The organism is uncultured Planktomarina sp. (assembly GCA_943788425.1).
In the GTDB taxonomy this organism is placed as follows: domain Bacteria; phylum Pseudomonadota; class Alphaproteobacteria; order Rhodobacterales; family Rhodobacteraceae; genus Planktomarina.
Window position 1 is genome coordinate 314,616 of the sequence record CALSQF010000001.1, and the last position, 20,434, is coordinate 335,049.

General features: G+C 53.6%; 17 protein-coding genes and 2 tRNA genes. 11 read left to right on the forward strand and 8 right to left on the reverse strand.

Annotation, left to right across the window (positions count from 1 at the left end; all coding sequences use genetic code 11):
- The first annotated feature begins 136 nt into the window (after positions 1-136).
- Both ABLW18_RS01550 and ABLW18_RS01555 read left to right on the forward strand, forming a co-directional pair.
- Positions 137-1,459, forward strand: coding sequence for a M23 family metallopeptidase (locus ABLW18_RS01550; RefSeq protein ID WP_347823127.1), 1,323 nt, complete (start codon positions 137-139; stop codon positions 1,457-1,459).
- Positions 1,449-1,937 carry a polymer-forming cytoskeletal protein gene (locus ABLW18_RS01555; RefSeq protein WP_347823128.1) on the forward strand — a complete coding sequence of 163 codons (489 nt, stop codon included), beginning with the start codon at positions 1,449-1,451 and terminating at the stop codon, positions 1,935-1,937. The genes ABLW18_RS01550 and ABLW18_RS01555 overlap by 11 nt, the downstream gene beginning before the upstream one ends.
- Positions 1,938-1,999: 62 nt before the next feature.
- On the opposite strand, the gene prfB is transcribed toward ABLW18_RS01555, so the two are convergent.
- The 3 genes from prfB to ABLW18_RS01570 all read right to left on the reverse strand — a co-directional run bounded on the left by prfB (position 2,000) and on the right by ABLW18_RS01570 (position 7,088).
- Positions 2,000-3,124: a peptide chain release factor 2 gene (prfB, locus tag ABLW18_RS01560; protein WP_347823129.1), complete on the reverse strand. Its 1,125-nt coding sequence runs from the start codon at positions 3,122-3,124 to the stop codon at positions 2,000-2,002.
- A gap of 84 nt (positions 3,125-3,208) precedes the next feature.
- Positions 3,209-5,746, reverse strand: coding sequence for a PBP1A family penicillin-binding protein (locus tag ABLW18_RS01565; RefSeq protein ID WP_347823241.1), 2,538 nt, complete (start codon positions 5,744-5,746; stop codon positions 3,209-3,211).
- Between the two features lie 193 nt (positions 5,747-5,939).
- The gene (locus ABLW18_RS01570) at positions 5,940-7,088 is read right to left on the reverse strand and encodes an aminotransferase class I/II-fold pyridoxal phosphate-dependent enzyme (protein WP_347823130.1); all 1,149 of its coding nucleotides are present in this window, start codon (positions 7,086-7,088) and stop codon (positions 5,940-5,942) included.
- A 48-nt stretch (positions 7,089-7,136) separates the two neighbouring features.
- On the opposite strand from ABLW18_RS01570, the gene ABLW18_RS01575 reads away from it, so the two are divergent.
- Positions 7,137-8,450, forward strand: a complete 1,314-nt coding sequence (locus tag ABLW18_RS01575) for a M48 family metalloprotease (RefSeq protein ID WP_347823131.1) — start codon at positions 7,137-7,139, stop codon at positions 8,448-8,450.
- Here ABLW18_RS01575 and ispG read toward each other — a convergent pair.
- The gene (ispG, locus tag ABLW18_RS01580; RefSeq protein ID WP_347823132.1) at positions 8,447-9,580 is read right to left on the reverse strand and encodes a flavodoxin-dependent (E)-4-hydroxy-3-methylbut-2-enyl-diphosphate synthase; all 1,134 of its coding nucleotides are present in this window, start codon (positions 9,578-9,580) and stop codon (positions 8,447-8,449) included. The genes ABLW18_RS01575 and ispG overlap by 4 nt on opposite strands.
- A 36-nt stretch (positions 9,581-9,616) precedes the next feature.
- Positions 9,617-10,849, reverse strand: coding sequence for a RodZ domain-containing protein (locus ABLW18_RS01585; RefSeq protein WP_347823133.1), 1,233 nt, complete (start codon positions 10,847-10,849; stop codon positions 9,617-9,619).
- Between the two features lie 284 nt (positions 10,850-11,133).
- Between ABLW18_RS01585 and ABLW18_RS01590 the strand changes: the two genes are divergently transcribed.
- Positions 11,134-12,516, forward strand: coding sequence for a M20/M25/M40 family metallo-hydrolase (locus ABLW18_RS01590; protein ID WP_347823134.1), 1,383 nt, complete (start codon positions 11,134-11,136; stop codon positions 12,514-12,516).
- Positions 12,517-12,565: 49 nt separating this feature from the next.
- Here the strand turns inward: ABLW18_RS01590 and ABLW18_RS01595 are convergent.
- The 3 genes from ABLW18_RS01595 to ABLW18_RS01605 form a co-directional block, all read right to left on the reverse strand.
- Positions 12,566-12,642: transfer RNA gene (locus ABLW18_RS01595), tRNA-Asp, on the reverse strand.
- 24 nt (positions 12,643-12,666) lie between these two features.
- Positions 12,667-12,743: transfer RNA gene (locus tag ABLW18_RS01600), tRNA-Asp, on the reverse strand.
- Positions 12,744-12,893: 150 nt separating this feature from the next.
- Positions 12,894-13,361, reverse strand: a complete 468-nt coding sequence (locus tag ABLW18_RS01605; RefSeq protein ID WP_347823135.1) for an Lrp/AsnC family transcriptional regulator — start codon at positions 13,359-13,361, stop codon at positions 12,894-12,896.
- A 131-nt stretch (positions 13,362-13,492) separates the two neighbouring features.
- On the opposite strand from ABLW18_RS01605, the gene cysG reads away from it, so the two are divergent.
- From cysG to ABLW18_RS01640, 7 genes are all read left to right on the forward strand, one after another.
- Positions 13,493-14,887 (forward strand): siroheme synthase CysG, encoded by a 1,395-nt coding sequence (gene cysG / locus ABLW18_RS01610; RefSeq protein ID WP_347823136.1) that lies wholly within the window; start codon positions 13,493-13,495, stop codon positions 14,885-14,887.
- Positions 14,878-15,174 carry a DUF2849 domain-containing protein gene (locus ABLW18_RS01615; RefSeq protein WP_347823137.1) on the forward strand — a complete coding sequence of 99 codons (297 nt, stop codon included), beginning with the start codon at positions 14,878-14,880 and terminating at the stop codon, positions 15,172-15,174. The genes cysG and ABLW18_RS01615 overlap by 10 nt, the downstream gene beginning before the upstream one ends.
- Before the next feature lies 1 nt (position 15,175).
- A complete protein-coding gene (locus ABLW18_RS01620; protein WP_347823138.1) occupies positions 15,176-16,840 on the forward strand; it encodes a nitrite/sulfite reductase in 1,665 nt (554 codons plus the stop codon).
- Positions 16,841-17,012: 172 nt separating this feature from the next.
- Positions 17,013-17,423 carry a DUF934 domain-containing protein gene (locus ABLW18_RS01625; protein ID WP_347823139.1) on the forward strand — a complete coding sequence of 137 codons (411 nt, stop codon included), beginning with the start codon at positions 17,013-17,015 and terminating at the stop codon, positions 17,421-17,423.
- A 39-nt stretch (positions 17,424-17,462) separates the two neighbouring features.
- The gene (locus ABLW18_RS01630; RefSeq protein ID WP_347823140.1) at positions 17,463-18,296 is read left to right on the forward strand and encodes a ferredoxin--NADP reductase; all 834 of its coding nucleotides are present in this window, start codon (positions 17,463-17,465) and stop codon (positions 18,294-18,296) included.
- Positions 18,297-18,387: 91 nt separating this feature from the next.
- Entirely contained in the window at positions 18,388-18,933 is a 546-nt protein-coding gene (gene infC / locus ABLW18_RS01635; protein WP_347816434.1) for a translation initiation factor IF-3, read from the forward strand.
- A 148-nt stretch (positions 18,934-19,081) separates the two neighbouring features.
- A complete protein-coding gene (locus ABLW18_RS01640; RefSeq protein WP_347823141.1) occupies positions 19,082-20,281 on the forward strand; it encodes an acyl-CoA dehydrogenase in 1,200 nt (399 codons plus the stop codon).
- Positions 20,282-20,434 lie beyond the last annotated feature (153 nt).

Below are 20,434 nucleotides of genomic sequence, written 5' to 3' on the forward strand. Positions count from 1 at the left end.
TGAGCAGGAACAAGCCGATTAAATCAATTTTAAAGAACTTGCCTGTATCAAATTCGTTGCGACAGATTGACCATTTGGGTATTCAGTTCTCGACTGATACCGCGCGCGTCGGCCCCTTGTAGATTGGAATTGAGATTTGTTCAGTGCACTTCGGCTAAAGTCGCCACAATTCCTGGAACGGCTCATGCCTGAGAAACGGCTGTTTTTGCGCAGCGGAACCGGCACGCGTTTTATTCGCCTCTCACCGCTGTCACAAATTTTCGCCATTACCATATCAACCGCATTCATCGGTTGGGCAATTGTCGCAACAGCCATCGTTTTGCTCGATACCATCGGCACAGGCAATTTCCGTGATCAAGCCCGGCGCGATCAGGCCATATATGAAGAGCGATTAAATGCCCTCGCCGATGAGCGCGACACCCGGGCACAAGAAGCTTTGACAGCGCAGGAACGTTTTAACACGGCCCTTGCGCAGGTCTCCCAAATGCAATCGGAGCTTCTAGCATCAGAAGATCAACGGCGCGAATTGGACCGCGCGATGGAAGTGATGCAGGCCACGCTGCGCCGGGTCATGGGTCAGCGCGAGCTTTTGCAGCGCGACCTTGATCAACTGGCCGCGCAACTCGACAATGACGCGCGCAAACCTGTTGATGATAGCTCTTCGGAATCTGTGGCCAGCACGATGGATTACGTTACCGATACGCTAGAAGACGTGGCTTTAGAGCGCGATCACGCCCGCCGGCGCGCGTTCCAAGCACATGAAGAAATGGCCAATTTGGAATTGGAAATTCAATTCCTAGAAGAAAAAAGCGACCAAATTTTTCGCCAGCTGGAAGAAGCTATGAGCATTTCGGTTAAACCGCTCGACAAAATGTTCCGCAACGCCGGGCTGAATACCGACCGTTTGCTCGAACAGGTGCGACGTGGCTATTCGGGAAAGGGGGGCGCCCTCGCCCCGATCACCTACGCCCCCGATACGCTCAACACGGTTGATCCAACGGTTGACCGTGCCAATAATATTTTGGCTCAACTTGACAAGCTCAATATCTATCGCATTGCCGCAGAAAAGGCGCCCTTTGATATGCCGGTGAAATCTGCCCATCGTTACACCAGCGGCTTCGGTCCGCGCTGGGGGCAGATGCACCGTGGCTCTGATTTTGCTGCAACCCGCGGAACCCCCATTTATGCCACCGCCGACGGTGTGGTCACACGCGCGGAATGGGGGAGCGGTTACGGCCGCGTTGTCTATATCAAACATGCGTTTGGCATCGAAACTCGCTATGCCCATTTGGCAAAAATTCGCGTAAAAACTGGCCAGCGCGTTTCCCGTGGACAAAGGATCGGTGATATGGGAAACTCAGGCAGATCAAGCGGCACCCATCTTCACTATGAAGTCCGCGTGAATGGTAAAGCCGTAAACCCAATGACATTTATCAAGGCAGGAAGAGATGTTTTCTAAAAGCAAAATCAACGACCCATCCGCGAAACCTGACGCCGCTGCAGCCGAAACACCCGCTGCGCCGATCAACAAACCGGCGGCAGAATTCAAGCCCGCAGCACCAAAGGCAAAACCGCCCGCATCGGTCCTGTCATCTGATCTTCACGTCACGGGCAATCTGAAAACCACTGGCGACATCCAAGTTGAAGGCCGGGTAAACGGCGACATTCGCGCCCATCTCTTGACCATTGGGGAAGGTGCAACCGTTAAAGGCGAAATCATTGCTGATGATGTTGTCGTCAATGGCCATGTAATTGGTCGCGTGCGTGGTCTTAAAGTGCGGCTAACCTCAACGGCCCAGGTTGAGGGTGACATCATTCACAAAACCATCGCAATTGAAAGCGGCGCACATTTTGAAGGCTCCGTGCAACGCCAAGATGATCCTCTGAACCCAGGGACGGCCAAGAAATCGGCGCCAGCCCCGGCAGAAAAACAATAGATCAATTCCGTTTCGGGATCAAAAGGTGTGGCTTTGGCCGCGCCTTTTTTATTGGTGATCTCCTAGTCGCCCTGAGCCTCAGCCCGCGATTTTCCGGAGGCGTTCATCGCCAAAGTCGCCGCCATTAAGGCATCGAGGTCCCCATCCAATACCCCTTTGGTGTCTGAGGTCTCATAAGAAGTGCGCAAGTCTTTGACCATCTGATAGGGCTGCAGCACATAACTGCGGATCTGATTGCCCCAGCCGGCGTCTCCTTTATTATCATGCGCCTCGTTGATCGCCGCATTGCGCCGATCCAGCTCCATTTGATAGAGGCGGGATTTCAACGCCTTCATCGCGATATCGCGGTTTTGATGTTGTGATTTTTCCGAACTGGTCACGACGATCCCTGTTGGATGGTGGGTAATGCGCACGGCAGAATCTGTGGTGTTCACATGCTGACCACCGGCCCCAGAACTGCGATAAGTGTCGACGCGAATATCGGATGGGTTAACTTCGATCTCGATACTGTCATCCACCACGGGATAGACCCACACCGAGCAAAAAGACGTGTGCCGCTTCGCCGCGGCGTCAAATGGGCTGATCCTGACCAAGCGATGCACGCCCGACTCTGACTTCAACCAGCCATAGGCATTATGCCCCGATATCTTATAGGAAGCCGACTTTATGCCCGCCTCTTCACCAGCCGTCTCTGATTGCAGCTCGACCGTATAACCTTTTTTCTCAGCCCATCGCACATACATGCGCGATAGCATCAAGGCCCAATCACAACTCTCGGTCCCACCAGCGCCAGAATTGATCTCAAGGAAAGTGTCGTTGCTGTCCGCCTCCCCATCCAACAGCGCGTCAAGCTCTTTTTCCGCAGCCGTATTTCGCAGAGTCTTCAGAGCCTCTTCGGCATCGTTGACGACCTCTTCATCGGCCTCCTCAGCCCCCAACTCAATCATTTCCAAATTGTCCGACAGATCTTGGCGAATTCCCTCATAAGTCGCGATCGCATCGACGAGGATCTGACGATCCCGCATCAGCTTTTGAGCCCGGTCTTGATCATCCCAAAGACTGGGATCTTCAATCATGGCGTTGTACTCTTCCAAACGATAAGGTGCGGTGTCGTAGTCCAAACGCTTGGCCAAAAGCCCAAGAGACTTTTCGATGGCTGCCACAACATTGACCATTTCCGCGCGCATATCAGACCTACCAGATTATGAAGTTCACTTGAGATTGGTCTACCCAAGCCAGGAGCGCTTGCCAAGCGCTACAACTGATTTTCGTCAGTAAAGCCCACCGGACGACAAAGACCCAAAGGAGGCCTGGGGCGCCACAGTAATTGTCTTGCCAGTGGAGGTGATCACCTGTTGCATCTCTTCCGTCTCCCCTTCCTCAAACATCGGCATATTGCCGCTGACCTGAAACCCCCCGTCAAAAGCAACACCAAATATTGGTTCGGTTCCATCGCGGAAAAATTCAGCAACCACGTGATCGCCCTCAGAGTCCTCTTGCAAACGTGCGCCGGTAAAACGGTTTATGTTAATAAAGGTGCCATTGTCAGGCACGGTAAATTCACCCGCACCATAGCGCTCAATCGCAACTTCCATGAAGCGGTTGAAAACTGGCCCACACATGCCACCACCCCCGGCACCGCGGCCCAAGGGCTGCGGCTGGTCTATGCCCATATAACAGCCAGCCACAATATTACTGGTGAAGCCAACAAACCAAACATCCTTTGCCTCATTGGTGGTTCCAGTCTTTCCAGCAACCGGCACGGGAAGATTGACGGTCCGGCTGGCGGTGCCACGCTCAACCACACCTTCCATCATCGCGGTCAACTGATAGGCGGTGACCGGATCCATGACCCGCTCGCGGTTCGATGTAATCTTGGGCAGGAAACCCGCAATCAAATCGGGGTGGCGGCAATCGTCACAGCTGCGCTCATCATGCAAAAATACTGTTTTGCCGTTCCGATCTTGCACCCGGTCCACCAAGGTGGGCTGCACCCGCTCGCCGCCATTGGCAAACATGGCATAGGCAGACACCATTTTATATAGCGTCGTCTCTTCCGAGCCCAATGAGGCCGAGAGATAGGGACGCATATCGTCGTAAACACCGAATTTTTCCGCATAAATCGCAATCGTCGGCATGCCCAATTCCTGAGCCAAACGTACGGTCATGAGGTTTCGAGACTGCTCAATTCCCGTACGCACGGGAGTCGGACCGTAGAATTTATCTGAGTAATTCTTGGGGCGCCACAAGCCTTGTGGCGTGTCGACCTCAATCGGCGCGTCAATCACGATGGTCGCCGGGCTATAGCCGCTGTCGAGAGCAGCGGCATAGACAAAGGGCTTGAAAGAAGAGCCCGGTTGGCGTTTGGCCTGCGTGGCTCGATTGAACACTGAGTGCTGATAGGAAAATCCACCCTGCATGGCCAATACCCGGCCTGTCTGCACATCCATGGCAACGAAACCGCCTTGAATTTTTGGCACCTGACGCAGCGACCAATTTTCAAACACCCCATCTTGAGGGCTAGCAACCGGTGCAACCAAAACCACATCACCAACGGCGAGCAAGTCTTTGACACGTTTGGCCGCCGATTTGCTGATGCGCCCATCGTTATTTTGCTTTTTTGCCCAGGTCACATCGCTGGCCGGTAGGATATGAGCGTCGCCATCGATCCCTTCAATACCCAAGCGGGCATCGTTTTTCATCAATTCCAACACAACCGCCGGACGCCAAAGCTGATTGATCACAATATCACGCGGCACCACGATTTTGCGCAGCGCAGCGCGCCAATCGTCCAGCAGCTCAGCAGCGATCACCTGACCTGTGCCATGATAAACCCCCTGCGCCCGATCATAATCTTCGAGCCCCAGCCGCAAGCTTTGCGCCGCCACCTGTTGTAATGTGGGATCAATCGTTGCCCTTACGGAATACCCACCCGTGAAGAATTCCGCCGTGCCAAAGTCTCGAGTCAATTGCCGCCGTATTTCATCAGTGGGATAATCTCGCCCCGGCAGGCTGCTGCGAAAGCTGGCAAAATCGCCACTTTGAACAGTTTTGAGAGGTTTTTTGCGCGCAATCTCATACTCAATGTCAGACAAAAAGCCATTTTCATTCATCTCACGCAACACAAAATTGCGCCGGGCTATAGCCCGATCACGTTGGCGCACCGGATGGTACTTCGATGGTGCCTTGGGCAAACTCGCCAGATAAGCGACTTCCTCAGGCAAAAGATCTTCAAGAGATTTGTTGAAATAGGTCTGTGCTGCCGCCGCGACACCAAAGGAGTTTTGCCCCAAAAATATCTCATTTAGATAGAGCTCGAGAATACCTTCTTTATCCAAAGTGCCTTCAATTCGCGTGGCCAATATCAGCTCTTTAATCTTGCGCTCGGCAGAGCGCGACCCATCTAGCAGGAAATTTTTCATCACCTGTTGTGTGATGGTCGATGCGCCGCGCAAATTGGCACCGCGCGAGACAATCGCATCGCGCAGGGCTGCGGCCATCCCCGCTGGATCATAGCCCGCATGGCTATAAAAATTCTTATCCTCGGCAGAAATAAACGCGGCCTTCACCAAATCCGGTATCTCATCGGCCGATGCAAACAGACGCCGTTCAGTCGCGAATTCGTCGATTATATGCCCTTCGCCCGAGTAAATCCGACTGATCGTTTTCGGCTGATAGCGGTCCAATTCATCATGACTGGGTAAGCCTTGCCCGTAGATCAAAAAAATTGCGCCCAAAACTGCCGCACCAAATACCGCAGCCAAAGTGAATGACGAAAAAATTGCGCCCAAGATGCGCAGGCACAGCATCGAAAGGCGCGCGCAGGATCTGGTGACAAATTTTCCGAGGGCGCTTAGCCTGGACATAATGTTTTTGACTCCAAGTTTTGCGTCTCTATAGGCGGTGCGCCGGCTCAGGTCAAAACACGATTGCCCCAAATGTAAGCACAGAGCGGCTCAAATAGCGAACCAGCTTTTGTGCTGCCCGAATTTTGCTGAATTTTTACAGATATCGGTCGTGCATAAAGCGCTTCAACCGCCGCAGGCCCTCAATGATTTCTCCGGTCGCTTGCGCATAGGAGAGCCGAATTGTGTGGTGACCCCTTGTGGGGTCGAAATCCAGCCCAGGCGTCAGAGCGACCCCCGCCTCTTGCAAGACTTCCGCCGCGAAGCTCCGACTATCGACGCCAAACTCAGAAATATCAGCATAGATATAAAAAGCGCCATCGGGCGGCGCGATTTGCGTCAACCCAGCCTCAGGCAGCCCGTTCAGCATCAGGCAGCGGTTCTGCCTGTACACGGCCAAGTTTTCTTGCATTTCATCATGGCTTTGCAAGGCTGCCAAAGCCGCCAGCTGGCTGACATGCGGCGGGCAGATAAACATATTTTGCGCCAAGCGCTCAATACTGCGAAGATGGTCTTGCGGCACCACCAGCCACCCAATCCGCCAACCGGTCATCGAGAAATACTTAGAAAATGAATTGATCACATAGGCCCGATCCGTGACCTCAAGCGCAGTGACGGCTTTCTTGTCATACTCAATACCGTGGTAAATCTCATCTGAAATAAAGCCAATGTCTCGCGATTGCGCAAAATCTGCAAAAGCTGCCAAGCTTGGCTTGTCTATCATCGTGCCCGTGGGATTGCCTGGCGAGGCGACCAATAGCCCATCGAGCTGCCTATTTTGCAAATCAGCAACCTGTAATTGATGGCCTTGGCCGGCATGGGTGGGAATATCGACAGGGGTGAGCGCAAGGGCCTTCAAAATCTGCCGATAGGAGGGATAGCCAGGCGCAGCCACCCCCACGCCTGCGCCGGGATCGAACAATGCAGTAAATGCCAAGAGAAAACCTGCCGATGAGCCGGAGGTCACAACAACTCGTCCCGGATCCAAATCCACATCATACCAACGTTTATAAAGCGCGGCGATTTCGGCGCGCAGCTCTGGCAACCCAAGGGCCACCGTATAGCCCATCGCATCACGCGGCAGCGCAGCAGCAACGGCCTGTCGGGCTTTAAGGGGCGCCGATGTGCTCGGTTGCCCCACCTCCATATGCACAATTCGGCCACCTTTCGCCTCAGCGCTACGGGCCGCTTCCATTACGTCCATAACAATGAAAGGATCAACTTGACTTCGTTTCGACAACGGCATGCCTTTTCCTTTCGCAAACGCATTATTAGATGGCCCAAGGACCGATACATGTTCAAGAACTATTTGAAAGCAATTTTTCTCGCTATTTTTTGCGCGCTCAACGCCTCTGCGGCCCAAAGTATCAGCCTACTGCGCGATCCAGATATCGAACATGGGTTGCAACAACTGGCCGACCCGATATTGCGCGCGGCCAGCCTCAATAGTGAAAGCGTGAAGGTTTGGATCATTAATGACATGAGCTTGAATGCCTTTGTCATTGATCACAAGCATATATTTTTACATGCTGGACTTGTGCTTCAACTAAAAAGTGCCGCCCAGTTGCAATCGGTGATTGCTCATGAGGCGGCGCATATTAGCAATGGACATATTTCGCGGCGCCTCGCCAATGCCAGACGGGCCAAAATGGCCACATCCTTCGGGGTATTGGTTGGCGCTGCCGCGGTTGCTGCGGGCCATACTGACGCAGGTCTCGGGCTGGCCCTTGGCGCAACAGGATCGGTAAATCGTGTCTTGCTGGCCCATAACCGCATAGAAGAATCCGCCGCAGATCAATCGGCGGTGCGTTTCATGGAGTTGGCCAAGGTCGATCCCACCGCCATGGCTGAAGTCTTCAAACTCTTCATCGGTCAGTCCACTCTAAGCGAAGACTATCAAGATCCCTATACGCGCAGCCACCCCCTCAACCAGGACCGCATTCGCACCATCCACGCCTATGCCGCAAACGCGACACCGCATCGGCCAGATGCCAAGCAGGCCTATTGGTTTTCGCGCATTCAAGGTAAATTATCAGGTTTTCTGCGGGCGCCTCAATGGACCATTCGCCGCGCAACAGGTAGTTCAGATGTGAATCGGATGCGCAGAGCGATAGCCGAGCACCGCAGCGGTCGCAGCAGCACCGCGCAACAGACTATCGCCCAACTGGTTACAGACCATCCCAACGATGCATTTTACCGAGAGCTACAGGGACAAATCCTATTGGAAAGCCTGGAATTTTCAGCGGCCACAAAAGCCTATGCCAGCGCCGCCAAACTGGCGCCCAGCAATGCACTTATCTTAGGGGGCTATGGTCGATCTCTCCTGGCGCAAAACACCAAAAGTTCAAATGCGCAAGCTCTGAAAATATTGCAAAAGGCCCGCAACCTCGACAGTCGAGACGCAAGAATTTTACGCGATATAGGCACGGCCTACGCGCGCAATGGTCAGCAGGGACGGGCTTTTCTGGCCATTGCAGAGCGTTACGCATTGCAAGGAGATATGCAAAATGCCGCAATTCAGGCCAAACGGGCCGAAGACCTCTTGCCACGCGGTTCAGCGGCTCGGCAAAAGGCGCAGGATATTTTAGACACGGCTAAAACACCTTAACCGGCCGCTGTCTCCTCCGCAGCTGTTTCAAGTTCCAGCTGTGCCGCGCGGATCTCCACTTGGCTGACAATATGCTCAACCATTTCGTCATTTGATAATTTATGGCTTTGCTGCCCAGCCAAATAAACCATGCCCGCTCCATTCCCTCCGCCGGTGAAGCCGACATCGGTCATCAACGCCTCTCCGGGACCATTGACCACGCATCCAATGATCGAAAGGGACATCGGAGTTTTGATATGCTCAAGCCGGCGCTCCAACGCCTCAACAGTTTTGATCACATCAAATCCCTGTCGCGCGCAGCTTGGGCAGGAAATGATATTCACCCCTCGATGGCGCAGACCAAGTGATTTTAGGATGTCATAACCGACCTTCACCTCTTCGACGGGATCGGCCGAAAGGCTGACGCGGATTGTATCGCCAATGCCCATCCAAAGCAGATTTCCTAAACCGATCGCGGATTTGATCGTGCCGGACATCAAACCGCCCGCCTCGGTGATCCCAAGGTGAATTGGCGCGTCGGTGGCCTCCGCTAATGCTTGATAGGCCGCAGCAGCCATGAAGACATCACTGGCTTTGACGCTTATTTTAAACTCATGGAAATCATTGTCTTGTAGAATTTTTATGTGCTCCAGACCGCTTTCCACCATCGCATCGGGGCAAGGCTCGCCGTATTTCTCGAGCAAATGTTTTTCAAGCGATCCGGCATTCACGCCGATCCGAATGGAGCAGCCATTATCGCGCGCAGCTTTGATCACCTCGCGCACCCGCTCTTGGCTGCCGATATTGCCTGGATTGATCCGCAGGCAGGCCGCCCCAGCTTCAGCGGCCTCTATGCCGCGCTTAAAGTGAAAATGGATGTCTGCGACAATCGGAACCGGGCTTTCACGGACAATCTCCTTGAGCGCTTTGGAGGAGGCCTCATCCGGTACTGAGACCCGCAAAATATCGGCGCCGGCATCCGCGCAGGCCTTGATCTGCGCGATGGTCGCAGCGACATCAGTGGTCAGCGTATTGGTCATAGTTTGAACCGTAATGGGCGCTTCCCCACCCACCGGAACAGAGCCAACCATGATCTGCCGACTTTTGCGGCGGTAAATGTTACGCCACGGGCGAATATGATTGAGAGACATGCGACACTTTCACGAGTTACGTTTGTGGCCCTATGATTAGGGTTTGACGGGATCAGTTTCAAGCTCAAGCAAGAAACTATAAAGCGGCGACTGATCCTGCGGCGTGTAACGCTCATAACTTTGAGACAAGTTTTCCGCAGAGAGCTCAATATTTTTCGCCACACGCCCGCTGCCCCCGGCCGGACCATAGAGCGCGCCATTCACCAAAAAGAACAATGCGCTCGCGTTGCCCGCCCGCTCAATGACAGCGGGAGCATCGTTGAGTGGCACCTCATAGGGCGTGCGCGCATCCATGATGCGCTCAAAAATAACTGAACCTTCGGAATCTTTGACCCGTAACCAAACCCCTTGGGATGACACAAGCTGCACCGCCGCGGGAAAACTCTCGACCACTTGCAGCGGAGCTACAGGCTCAGGCTCGAATGCGGCCCCAACAATATCGGACAAAATATCTTCGACGCTCTCATCAACAGCGGCTGTCACCATTGGCGGCTCCTGGGCCGCGAAAGCGCCGCGTTGGTCTGGATCAATATTTGCGATTGGCCCATCGCGCGGCACTACAACCGGAAGGTCTAAGGCCTGTGGCTGATAAATACGACTATAGATTTCATCGCTTTGCGCATTTCGCAAAGACGACTCGACAGAGGCCGTCTCTCGTGGCCGCAGAGGATCCAGATCAGAGGCCACCAATGGGGCCTGTTCCACCGGGACCATCTGCACGCGCTGGATTTCTTGCACCACAGAATAAGCCCCATACCCAAGCCCACCCAGCAACAGCATCAGTACCAGTGATGATACAAACGCCCGCACATCAACCCGATTGAAAAAACTTTCCTTGGGCGGCAAAAATGGGGTTGTGCTGGTAATGGCACCAGCGGGCCGACGCGTGATTAAAGCGGCCAGGCGCTCTTCACGGCTCAGTCGCGTCGGCAGCGCACGCTCTGACATGCCGTGTATAGATTCAAAACCGCTTTCTTTACAAAACATGTCAAAAGAAGCGTCCGGGTCCATACCGAGATATTTGGCGTAGGAGCGCACATATCCAGCGATAAACCCCGGCGTGTCGAACACCGAAGGGTCGCAATCTTCCACTCCTGCGATATATGCAGCCTTGATTCTAAGGTCGTGCTGCACGTCCATGAGAGACTTGCCGCGCGTCGCACGCTCCCCACGCATCACATCGCCAAGAGTCACCTCAAAATCGTCAAAGCCCTTCAGCTTTAACGGTTTTTTAATGTCCTTGAGGCGTAATGACTTGCGGCCAATCATGGAGCTGCCCTGTGCGTTTTACCCCCGGGCGCCCCCAATGGCCTCCGGACGAGTGAAACATTAATAACACAGTGGCAAAAAAAACATAGAGCTTGGACTTATAATTTGGTTCATTAAGCGAGGTTTAGCCAACCTTTTTGCCCTTGAGCGCAGATTTTCATTCGGTAACACCTTTGATAGGCCCATAAATAGTTCCGAAATGCCCCGTGTTTTCGTTTGACTAACGGTGGTAATAGCCAACCAATGGGGAGGAGATTCGCGTTCTAATCCTGTTTGGAGATCCCATGTCCGCAGCTGTGCTCGACCCCGTTTTAGCTCACATTGACGCTCACATCGACCAAACAACCGAACATCTGTTCAACTTGCTTCGCATTCCGAGCATCTCAACGGATCCGGCTTATCGTCAAGACTGCGACAAAGCCGCCGATTGGTTGGTTGAGGATTTAAAGTCCATTGGCTTTGACGCCAGCAAACGCGCCACGCCAGGTCACCCGATGGTGATTGCCCATGCCGGCTCTGAAGGGCCGCATGTGTTGTTTTATGGCCATTACGACGTACAGCCGGTGGATCCGCTTGACCTATGGGACCGTTCTCCCTTTGAACCGGTTCTGGAGCAAGGTGATCTCGGGCCAGTGATCCGCGCGCGCGGCGCGTCAGATGATAAGGGCCAGCTGATGACCTTCATCGAAGCCTGCCGCGCCTGGAAAGCGGTCCATGGCTCCCTGCCCGGCAAAATCAGCCTATTTTTTGAAGGCGAAGAGGAGTCGGGCTCGCCCTCATTGGTGCCCTTCATGCGTGACAACGCAGAGGAATTAAACGCCGATGTTGCGATGATCTGTGACACGGGGCTGTTCGGCGATGACACCCCAGGTATTGTCACCCGCCTGCGGGGACTTTTGGGCGAGGAATTGACCATCACAGGCCCGTCTAAGGATCTCCACTCCGGCATGTATGGCGGAGCAGCTATGAACCCTGCGCGCGTGCTAGCCAAGATCATCGCGGCACTACATGACGACCAAGGCCGCATTACGGTCCCAGGATTTTATGACGGTGTGCCTGAGCTGCCACCTGAGATTGCCGCGCAATGGGAAGGCCTCAACTTCGATCATGACGGGTTTTTAGGACAGGTGGATCTGTCTGAGCTGGCCGGTGAGCACGGGCGTAGTGCCCTAGAAATGATCTGGTCGCGCCCCACCTGCGAGGTCAATGGCATTTGGAGCGGCTACACAGGTGCAGGATTTAAAACTGTTTTACCGAGCCAAGCACATGCGAAAATCTCATTTCGCTTGGTTGGGCAGCAAGACCCCCATGCGATCCGCGAAAACTTTCGTGCGATGGTGCGTTCTCTCCTGCCTGCCGATTGCAGCGTCACCTTCAAACCGCATGGCGCCTCCGCCGGGTCCGGAATGTCGATAAAAAACCCGGCCTTTGACGCTGCTCGCGCTGCGCTCTCCGATGAATGGCCCAATCCGGCCGCATTTGTGGGATGCGGCGGATCGATCCCAATCGCTGGACATTTCAAATCGATTCTCGGGATGGATGCGATGTTGATTGGCTTTGCCCGCGACAATGATGCGATTCACAGTCCTAATGAAAAATACGACCTGCGGAGCTTTCACAAAGGCATTCGCAGCTGGGCGCGGATCCTGCACAGGCTGTATTGGTAAGGCTACCCGGCCTTGTACCTGCGTTACATCTTTGAATTATGGTGAAAAATGGCGCGGTTGACGGGGCTCGAACCCGCGACCCCCGGCGTGACAGGCCGGTACTCTAACCAGCTGAGCTACAACCGCGCATCTGTCTTTACAACGTCACAGTGGCGCGGTTGACGGGGCTCGAACCCGCGACCCCCGGCGTGACAGGCCGGTACTCTAACCAACTGAGCTACAACCGCCAACTGTGTGTCTTGTCAGACTGAGAGTTCTCTAAGCAAGCCACCCGGCAGCGTCAAGCGGCACGACGAGCTTTTGGCCATTATTTTGCATTTCTTTCATGGCCCACCGAATTTGGCAAAACACGCGCCGGATCAGCAATGCGACAATCCCTACGAATCAAGGCTCAATCCGCCGCCAGATTTGAGCTCCTCCATACTTAAAAGCGCTGTGACGTTAAACACCCGCACCTCCGAGATAAGTGCTTGGTAAAAACTGTCATATGCCCGAGCATTGGGCACGATGACTTTCAAAATATAGTCAATCTCCCCTGCCAAACGATGTGCTTCGAGCACCTCGGGACGGTTTTGCAACGCGGTCAGAAAGCTATCTTGCCAATCGGCCTCATGTTCAGAGGTGCGGATCAACACAAAAAAACAGGCTTCAAAGCCGAGCGCCTCAGCATCTAGCTCAACCGTAGTGCGCTTGATCACCCCCGCTTCGCGCAGTTTCTTGATTCTATTCCAAACCGGGGTTTTCGATGCCCCGATTGTCTTGGCAATTTCATCCAAGGACCGGCTGGCATCCTTTTGCAGCTCCGATAAAATTTTGCGATCCACCACATCCAGACGAACAGTCATCCGATTTTCCCTTTCCAATGAGAACAGGCGCGTGCATCCCACAGCCTTCCGAAGATTTCATCCTTATTATCGCAGATGTCTAGGCAAATACCAGAATAATTTTCTATTATAACCACCATGGAGGCGAAATAATGAAATATTTTCCCATTTTTTTGGATGTGGCGCAGCAGCCGATTGCCTTGGTTGGTAGGGGCGAAGCGGCGGTCGCCAAACTGCGGCTTTTGCTCAAAACCAAAGCCAAAATTACAGTTTATGACCCCGCCCCATCGGCGCAAATACAAAGCTGGGAACAAGATGGGCTGTTGAAAACTTCGAAGGGGGGCCTCACCCTTGACCAAGCACGCCAAGCGCAACTGATCTATGCAGCAAGCGAAGATGACAGTTGCGATTTACAGACCCAAAAGGTCGCACAATCCGCCGGAACATTGTTCAATTGGGTTGATAACCTACAGCAGTCACAATTTATTACTCCCGCCATCGTTGACCGCGATCCCGTGACCGTGGCCATCGGAACCGAGGGCACCGCGCCAGTGGTTGCGAGAGCCATTAAACGCCACATTGAGGAGCGTTTGCCACAAAACCTTGGCGCATTGGCTCGTATTGGCCAAACCTTCCGATCATTGGCCCAGGCGCTGCCTTTGGGACGCACACGCCGAGATTTTTGGAGCAGCTATTATTTTTCCAAGGGCCCCGGCGCCTATGCAGCTCGGGGGGGTCAGGGGGCCAGGCAGGCTTTGCATGAATTGCTTGCGGAATATCAAGATGCGCGCCCCAAGCAAGGTCATGTGGATTTTGTCGGTGCCGGCCCAGGTGATCCCACCCTTCTGACCCACAAGGCCCGCGTAATATTACATGAGGCCGATGTGATCTTGCACGATCGGCTGGTGGATCGGCGCATCTTAGAGCTGGCCCGTCGCGAGGCCACCATTATCGACGTTGGCAAAACTGGGTTTGGCCCGGCTATGGCGCAGGAAGATATCAATCAATTGATTACCCACCACGCTGCGCAGGGCGCACAGGTCGTTCGCTTAAAGTCTGGCGATCCAGCGGTTTTTGGTCGTTTGGATGAGGAATTAGAGGCGATTGCCGTCCATGATATCTCCTACAGCATTGTGCCGGGCATCACCGCGGCCTCGGCCGCCGCCGCTGCATTGGGACGCAGCTTGACCCGCCGCGGGCGCAATTCCCAGCTCAGGCTGATCACGGGTCACGATATGGCCGGTTATGCAGAGCAAGATTGGCGCGGCTTGGCCAAACCGGGCGCAGTCGCGGCAATTTATATGGGTAAGACAGCCGCAAGATTTATTCAAACGCGCTTGCTGATGCATGGTGCTGATCCGCTCACGCCTGTGAGCATTATTGAAAACAGCTCAAGCGCCGACGAAGTCATTCGGGCCGCCCCGCTTAATGCCCTAACGGAGGCGCTTTACGCCATGGCAGGACCGGTGGTGCTGCTTTACGGAATTTCGCCCCGGACGGCCGCGGCGCAAATTTTTCAAAACCAGGAGGCGGATCTATGTCTTTAACAGCAAGCTCGAAAGTCGTCACCGCCAATGATTTAAGATCAGGAGAAGTCTTGTACCTGCGCTTCCCACACAGCTGGACCCCAGAATTGGCGAAGGCGTCAGTGATCAAAGACAGTGATTTGGCCAAAGCAAGCCTTGCCTTCGCCCAAGGGCAACCCAATGCCGTTGTCGGCGCCTATCTGAGCGACGTGATCGACGAGATCGATGGTCCGAAGGCCAGCCATTTTCGAGAGACGTTTCGCAGCACCGGCCCATCCAATTATCGTCACGGAAAACAGGAAGTTTAGGATGTATGAATATTCTAGTTTTGACCATGAATTCATAGCAGAGCGCGTGACGCAGTTTCGCGCGCAGGTCGCCCGCCGTCTGGACGGTAGCCTCACTGAAGACGAGTTCAAACCGCTCCGCCTGATGAATGGGTTATATTTGCAGTTGCATGCTTACATGCTTCGCGTCGCCATTCCCTATGGTACCCTCAACAGCCGCCAAATGCGCCAACTTGCTATGATCGCCGAGCGATGGGACAAAGGCTATGGCCATTTCACCACACGGCAAAACATTCAATTTAACTGGCCAAAACTCGAAGATGTGCCCAGTATATTGCAGGCTTTGGCTGACGTCGAGATGCACGCTATCCAAACCAGTGGCAACACCGTCCGCAATGTCACAGCAGATCATTTCGCCGGGGCCGCGGCCGATGAGCTTGCCGACCCCCGCCCCATCGCCGAGCTGATCCGACAATGGTCAACCGATCACCCCGAGTTTCAATTTTTGCCCCGAAAATTCAAGATTGCGGTCACGGGCAGCCCCAATGATCGCGCCGTAACGCGGGCGCATGACATCGGGTTGCGCATGATAGTGCAAGATGGCCTGCGCGGGTTTGAAGTGATTGTGGGCGGGGGCTTGGGACGCACACCCATGATTGGCAAAACCCTCTCACCCTTTGTACCGCTGGACGATCTGTTGCCTTATTTGGAGGCCGTAGTCAGCACCTATAACCTGCTGGGTCGGCGGGACAATAAATATAAAGCCCGAATAAAAATGACCACCCATGAGCATGGAATAGAGGAAATCAAACAGCGGGTCGAGGCGCAGTTTGCCAAGATTAAACCTCGGTTTGCAGGTGCGGATTTGCAGCTTTTAAAAGATATTGAACAGCATTTCGCTCCGCCAAAATTCAAACCTTTAATCGCACAAGTTGAGGCAGATAGCGCCCCGGCGCAAACCCCTGTGTTCCGCGCTTGGTTGGACACGAACATCACCGCTCATAAGGCGCCCGGCTATGCGATCGTCTCTGTGAGTTTGAAAAAACCCGGCGCAACACCTGGGGACGCAAGCGCAGCTCAAATGCGCGCCTTGGCAAAAATCGCGCGCAATTTTGGCCATGACGAATTGCGCATTTCCCACGAGCAAAATGTAATTTTGCCTCATGTGCATCGTGCTGATTTACCCCAAGTGTTCCAAGCGCTGCGCCAAGCGGATTTGGCAGCTGCCAATATCGGGTTGGTTTCAGACATCATCGCCTGCCCCGGCATGGATTACTGCGCCTTGGCAACAGCCCGCTCCATTCCGGTGGCCCAGCAGATCGCGACACGCTTTCAAGCGCTCAAACTGGAACATGACATTGGGCCGTTGAAACTCAAGATTTCAGGCTGCATCAACGCCTGCGGCCATCACCATGTCGGGCACATCGGGATTTTAGGTCTCGAGAAAGCCGGTGTTGAAAGCTATCAAATCACACTTGGCGGCGATGCGACTACTGAGGCAGAGATTGGAACCCGTGCGGGCCCTGGCTTCGGCGCCGATGAGATTCTCCCCGCGATCGAGCGATTGCTGCTTGGCTATCTAAAGCTGCGCCTAGACCGACACGAGAGCTTTCTGGAGGCCTATCGTCGTCTGGGATTGGTGCCCTTCAAAGCCCTTTTATACCCGCAAACAAGAAAGGCAGCATGATGTCAATGGCAATTTTGAGACCCATGACCGACCCAGACATGCCTTGATGGAAAATGACGACCCCTCTATTGGGCATGCTGCGTCGCTCTGTCGCCCACCTACAGCACGGCAAATCAAAAAAACCGAATCCGGCATTTATTTGTCATCAAACCCATAAACCTATGAGGATTCCATGATTGTTATCGTGAATGACCACGGCTTTTCGCTGCAAAATGACCTGACAATCGCGGCAGATTTATCATCTGACTTTGACCCAGAGGAAATCACATCTGAGCTGCTACAGCGCAGTTGCATTCGTATCACTCTCGACAGCTTTGCCGATGGGCGCGGCTTTACCCTTGCCGCAAGGTTGCGGCAATGTGGTTACCAGGGCCATCTCAGGCTGGCCGGTTATGTGCTGGCCGATCAATACGCTATGGCACGGCGTTCTGGCTTTGATGACGTCGAAATATCGCAAGAGTTTGCCACACGCCAGCCAGAGCCCCAATGGCTGGCCCGCGCAGACTGGCGCGCCCATGACTACCAATCGCGCCTGCGCCGCCCTGCGGGCCCATCGCAACAAAATGTCGAAAGCCGCAATTGAACTTCCGACTTCGACAGAATACAGCTTCAAGGATCCTTAATGACCGAGCAAAGCACCGTGACACTTAGTAAAACAGAACCCGCAAGCCTGCCTGACGCCCAAACCGTCACAGAGGTTGAACATTATACTGATCGCCTGTTTCGCTTCCGCGTCACCCGGCCCGCCTCATTGCGGTTCCGCTCAGGCGAATTTGTCATGATTGGTTTGATGAGCGATCCTGATCCTGTAACGGGCAAAGAAAAACCGTTGCTGCGCGCCTATTCCATTGCCTCGCCGGCCTGGGATGAAACCTTGCAGTTTTATTCCATCAAGGTCAAAGACGGTCCGCTGACCAGAAAATTGCAGTACATCAAGCCGGGCGATCAAGTGATACTGCGCCCCAAACCGGTCGGCACTTTGGTGCATGACGCCCTAACCCCAGCCAAACGCATTTGGTTTTTCTCAACCGGCACGGGGATTGCCCCCTTTGCCTCGCTTCTGCGCGAGCCGGAGACCTATGAACGGTTCGAAAAGGTCATTTTGACCCACAGCTGCCGCGATCTGGCTGAACTCAAATTTGGTCAAGAGCTGATCGAAGAAACGAAAAATGATGTTTTGGTGGGTGAAGAGGCCCAATCCAAGCTGATCTATTATCCCACCACCACCCGCGAGACCTCGGCCACAGTGGGCCGTATCACCACATTGTTAGAAAATGGCGCGCTCTTTGCCGATCTGGGGATTTTAGATTTCAACGCAGAAAATGACCGCGCAATGGTCTGCGGCTCTATGGGATTGAACACGGATATGAAACGCATTCTTGAGGCCTATGGCCTTCGCGAGGGCGCCAATTCCGATCCTGGCGACTATGTGATCGAGAAAGCCTTCGTCGGCTAGACGCAAGCCCGCCTATAAAGATATGCCTTGAAACTACTCGGCCACGCCGCTAGGTAGGCGGCGTTAATTTATCCACAAAAGGACGATAGCTATAGCCCGCAGACCTCACAACGCGCCTCCGCAGCGCGAAACCGGCCCTCGTATCAACGACCGCATCCGTGGGAGCGAACTTCGCTTGATTGACGAAGATGGCGAAAACATTGGCGTGGTCACGCCAGAACGCGCTTTAATCATGGCAGAAGATGCCGGGTTGGACTTGGTTGAAATTTCACCAAATGCAAATCCACCTGTTTGCAAGATTATGGATTTTGGGAAATTTAAGTACGAATCTCAAAAGAAAGAAGCCGAAGCGCGCAAAAAGCAAAAGATCATTGAAATTAAAGAGGTCAAATTCCGACCGAACACAGATAAGCATGACTATGAAGTTAAAATGCGCAATGTGTTCAAGTTTTTGGAAAATGGCGATAAGGTAAAAATTACCCTGCGCTTTAAAGGGCGCGAGATGGCACACCAGGAATTGGGCCGCGATTTGCTGCTGCGCGTTGCCGAAGATACCAAAGAAACTGGCCGGGTTGAAAATATGCCAAAAATGGAAGGTCGCCAGATGATCATGCTGGTTGGCCCGCTGCCAAAATAGTCTCAAACACAAAGTATGTTGAAAACCCGGAGTGCAAGCTTCGGATTTTTTTGTTTCTACCATTTGCCGCAGATCCTTCGCCATGCGAGGGGTTGTACTCCGGTTGCGCTTAGATCAAATTCGCGGCAACTGATTAGGAGCAATCACCATGGTGGACCTCAAACCACAATTGGCCAATTTTAATTGGCCCGACCCTTTCTTGCTGGACAACCAGTTGAACGAAGATGACCGCATGCTACGCGACGCGGCGGCCCAATTTGCCCAAAATGAATTGCAACCCTTGATTATTGATGCCTACCGAGAAGCTACGGTCAATCCTAGCCTATTCCTCAAAATGGGTGAAGCGGGCCTTTTGGGGGCCACGATTCCCGAGGAATACGGCGGGCTTGGTGCCTCTTACACGGCCTATGGTTTGATCGCGCGAGAAGTTGAGCGGGTTGACAGCGGCTATCGCTCGATGATGTCGGTGCAGTCTTCTTTGGTCATTTACCCCATCCATGCCTATGGAAGTGAGGCCCAACGGCAAAAATTCTTGCCGGGGCTCTGCTCTGGCGCCTTGATTGGTTGCTTCGGTCTGACCGAGCCAGATGCTGGATCTGACCCCGCAGGAATGAAGACCCGCGCTGAAAAAACCACAACGGGATATAAGCTTACCGGATCTAAGATGTGGATTTCCAACGCGCCGATCGCGGATGTCTTTGTCGTTTGGGCCAAATCTGAAGACCACGGCGGGAAGATCCGCGGGTTTATCTTGGAAAAAGGCATGATCGGGTTATCGGCGCCGAAAATCGGTGGCAAGCTCTCCCTACGGGCCTCGGTCACTGGGGAAATCGTAATGGATGGCGTCGAAGTGGGTGAAGACGCGCTGTTGCCGAATGTCGAAGGTCTCAAAGGGCCCTTCGGCTGTCTCAACCGAGCCCGCTATGGCATTGCTTGGGGCGTTATGGGCGCAGCTGAGTTTTGTTGGCACGCGGCATTGCAATATGGTCTGGACCGAAAACAATTCAACAAGCCTCTGGCGCAAACCCAGCTGTTCCAGAAAAAACTTGCCGATATGCAAACTGAAATTTCCCTGGGTTCACAGTCGGCGTTCCGATTGGGTCAGATGATGGACGATGGCACGGCTAGTCCAGAGCTCATCAGCCTGATGAAACGCAACAATTGTGGCAAGGCTTTGGACATCGCGCGCGTGAGCCGAGACATGCATGGGGGCAATGGAATCGCAGAGGGGTTCCAGATCATGCGCCATGCGGCCAATCTTGAGACGGTCAACACATATGAGGGGACACATGACGTACATGCTTTGATCCTTGGGCGGGCACAAACAGGTTTGCAGGCGTTTTTTTAGATGTCAAAAAACTGTGCCACTCGGTTGATTTACCCCAGGTCCAGGTGAAATTTGTTTTTTGTGATCACAAATTTTTTTTCTGTGATCACAAATGTACGAAAAACAGCTTTTCTGCAATAAATTTACTATATCGCCACAATTAATGTGTTTTAC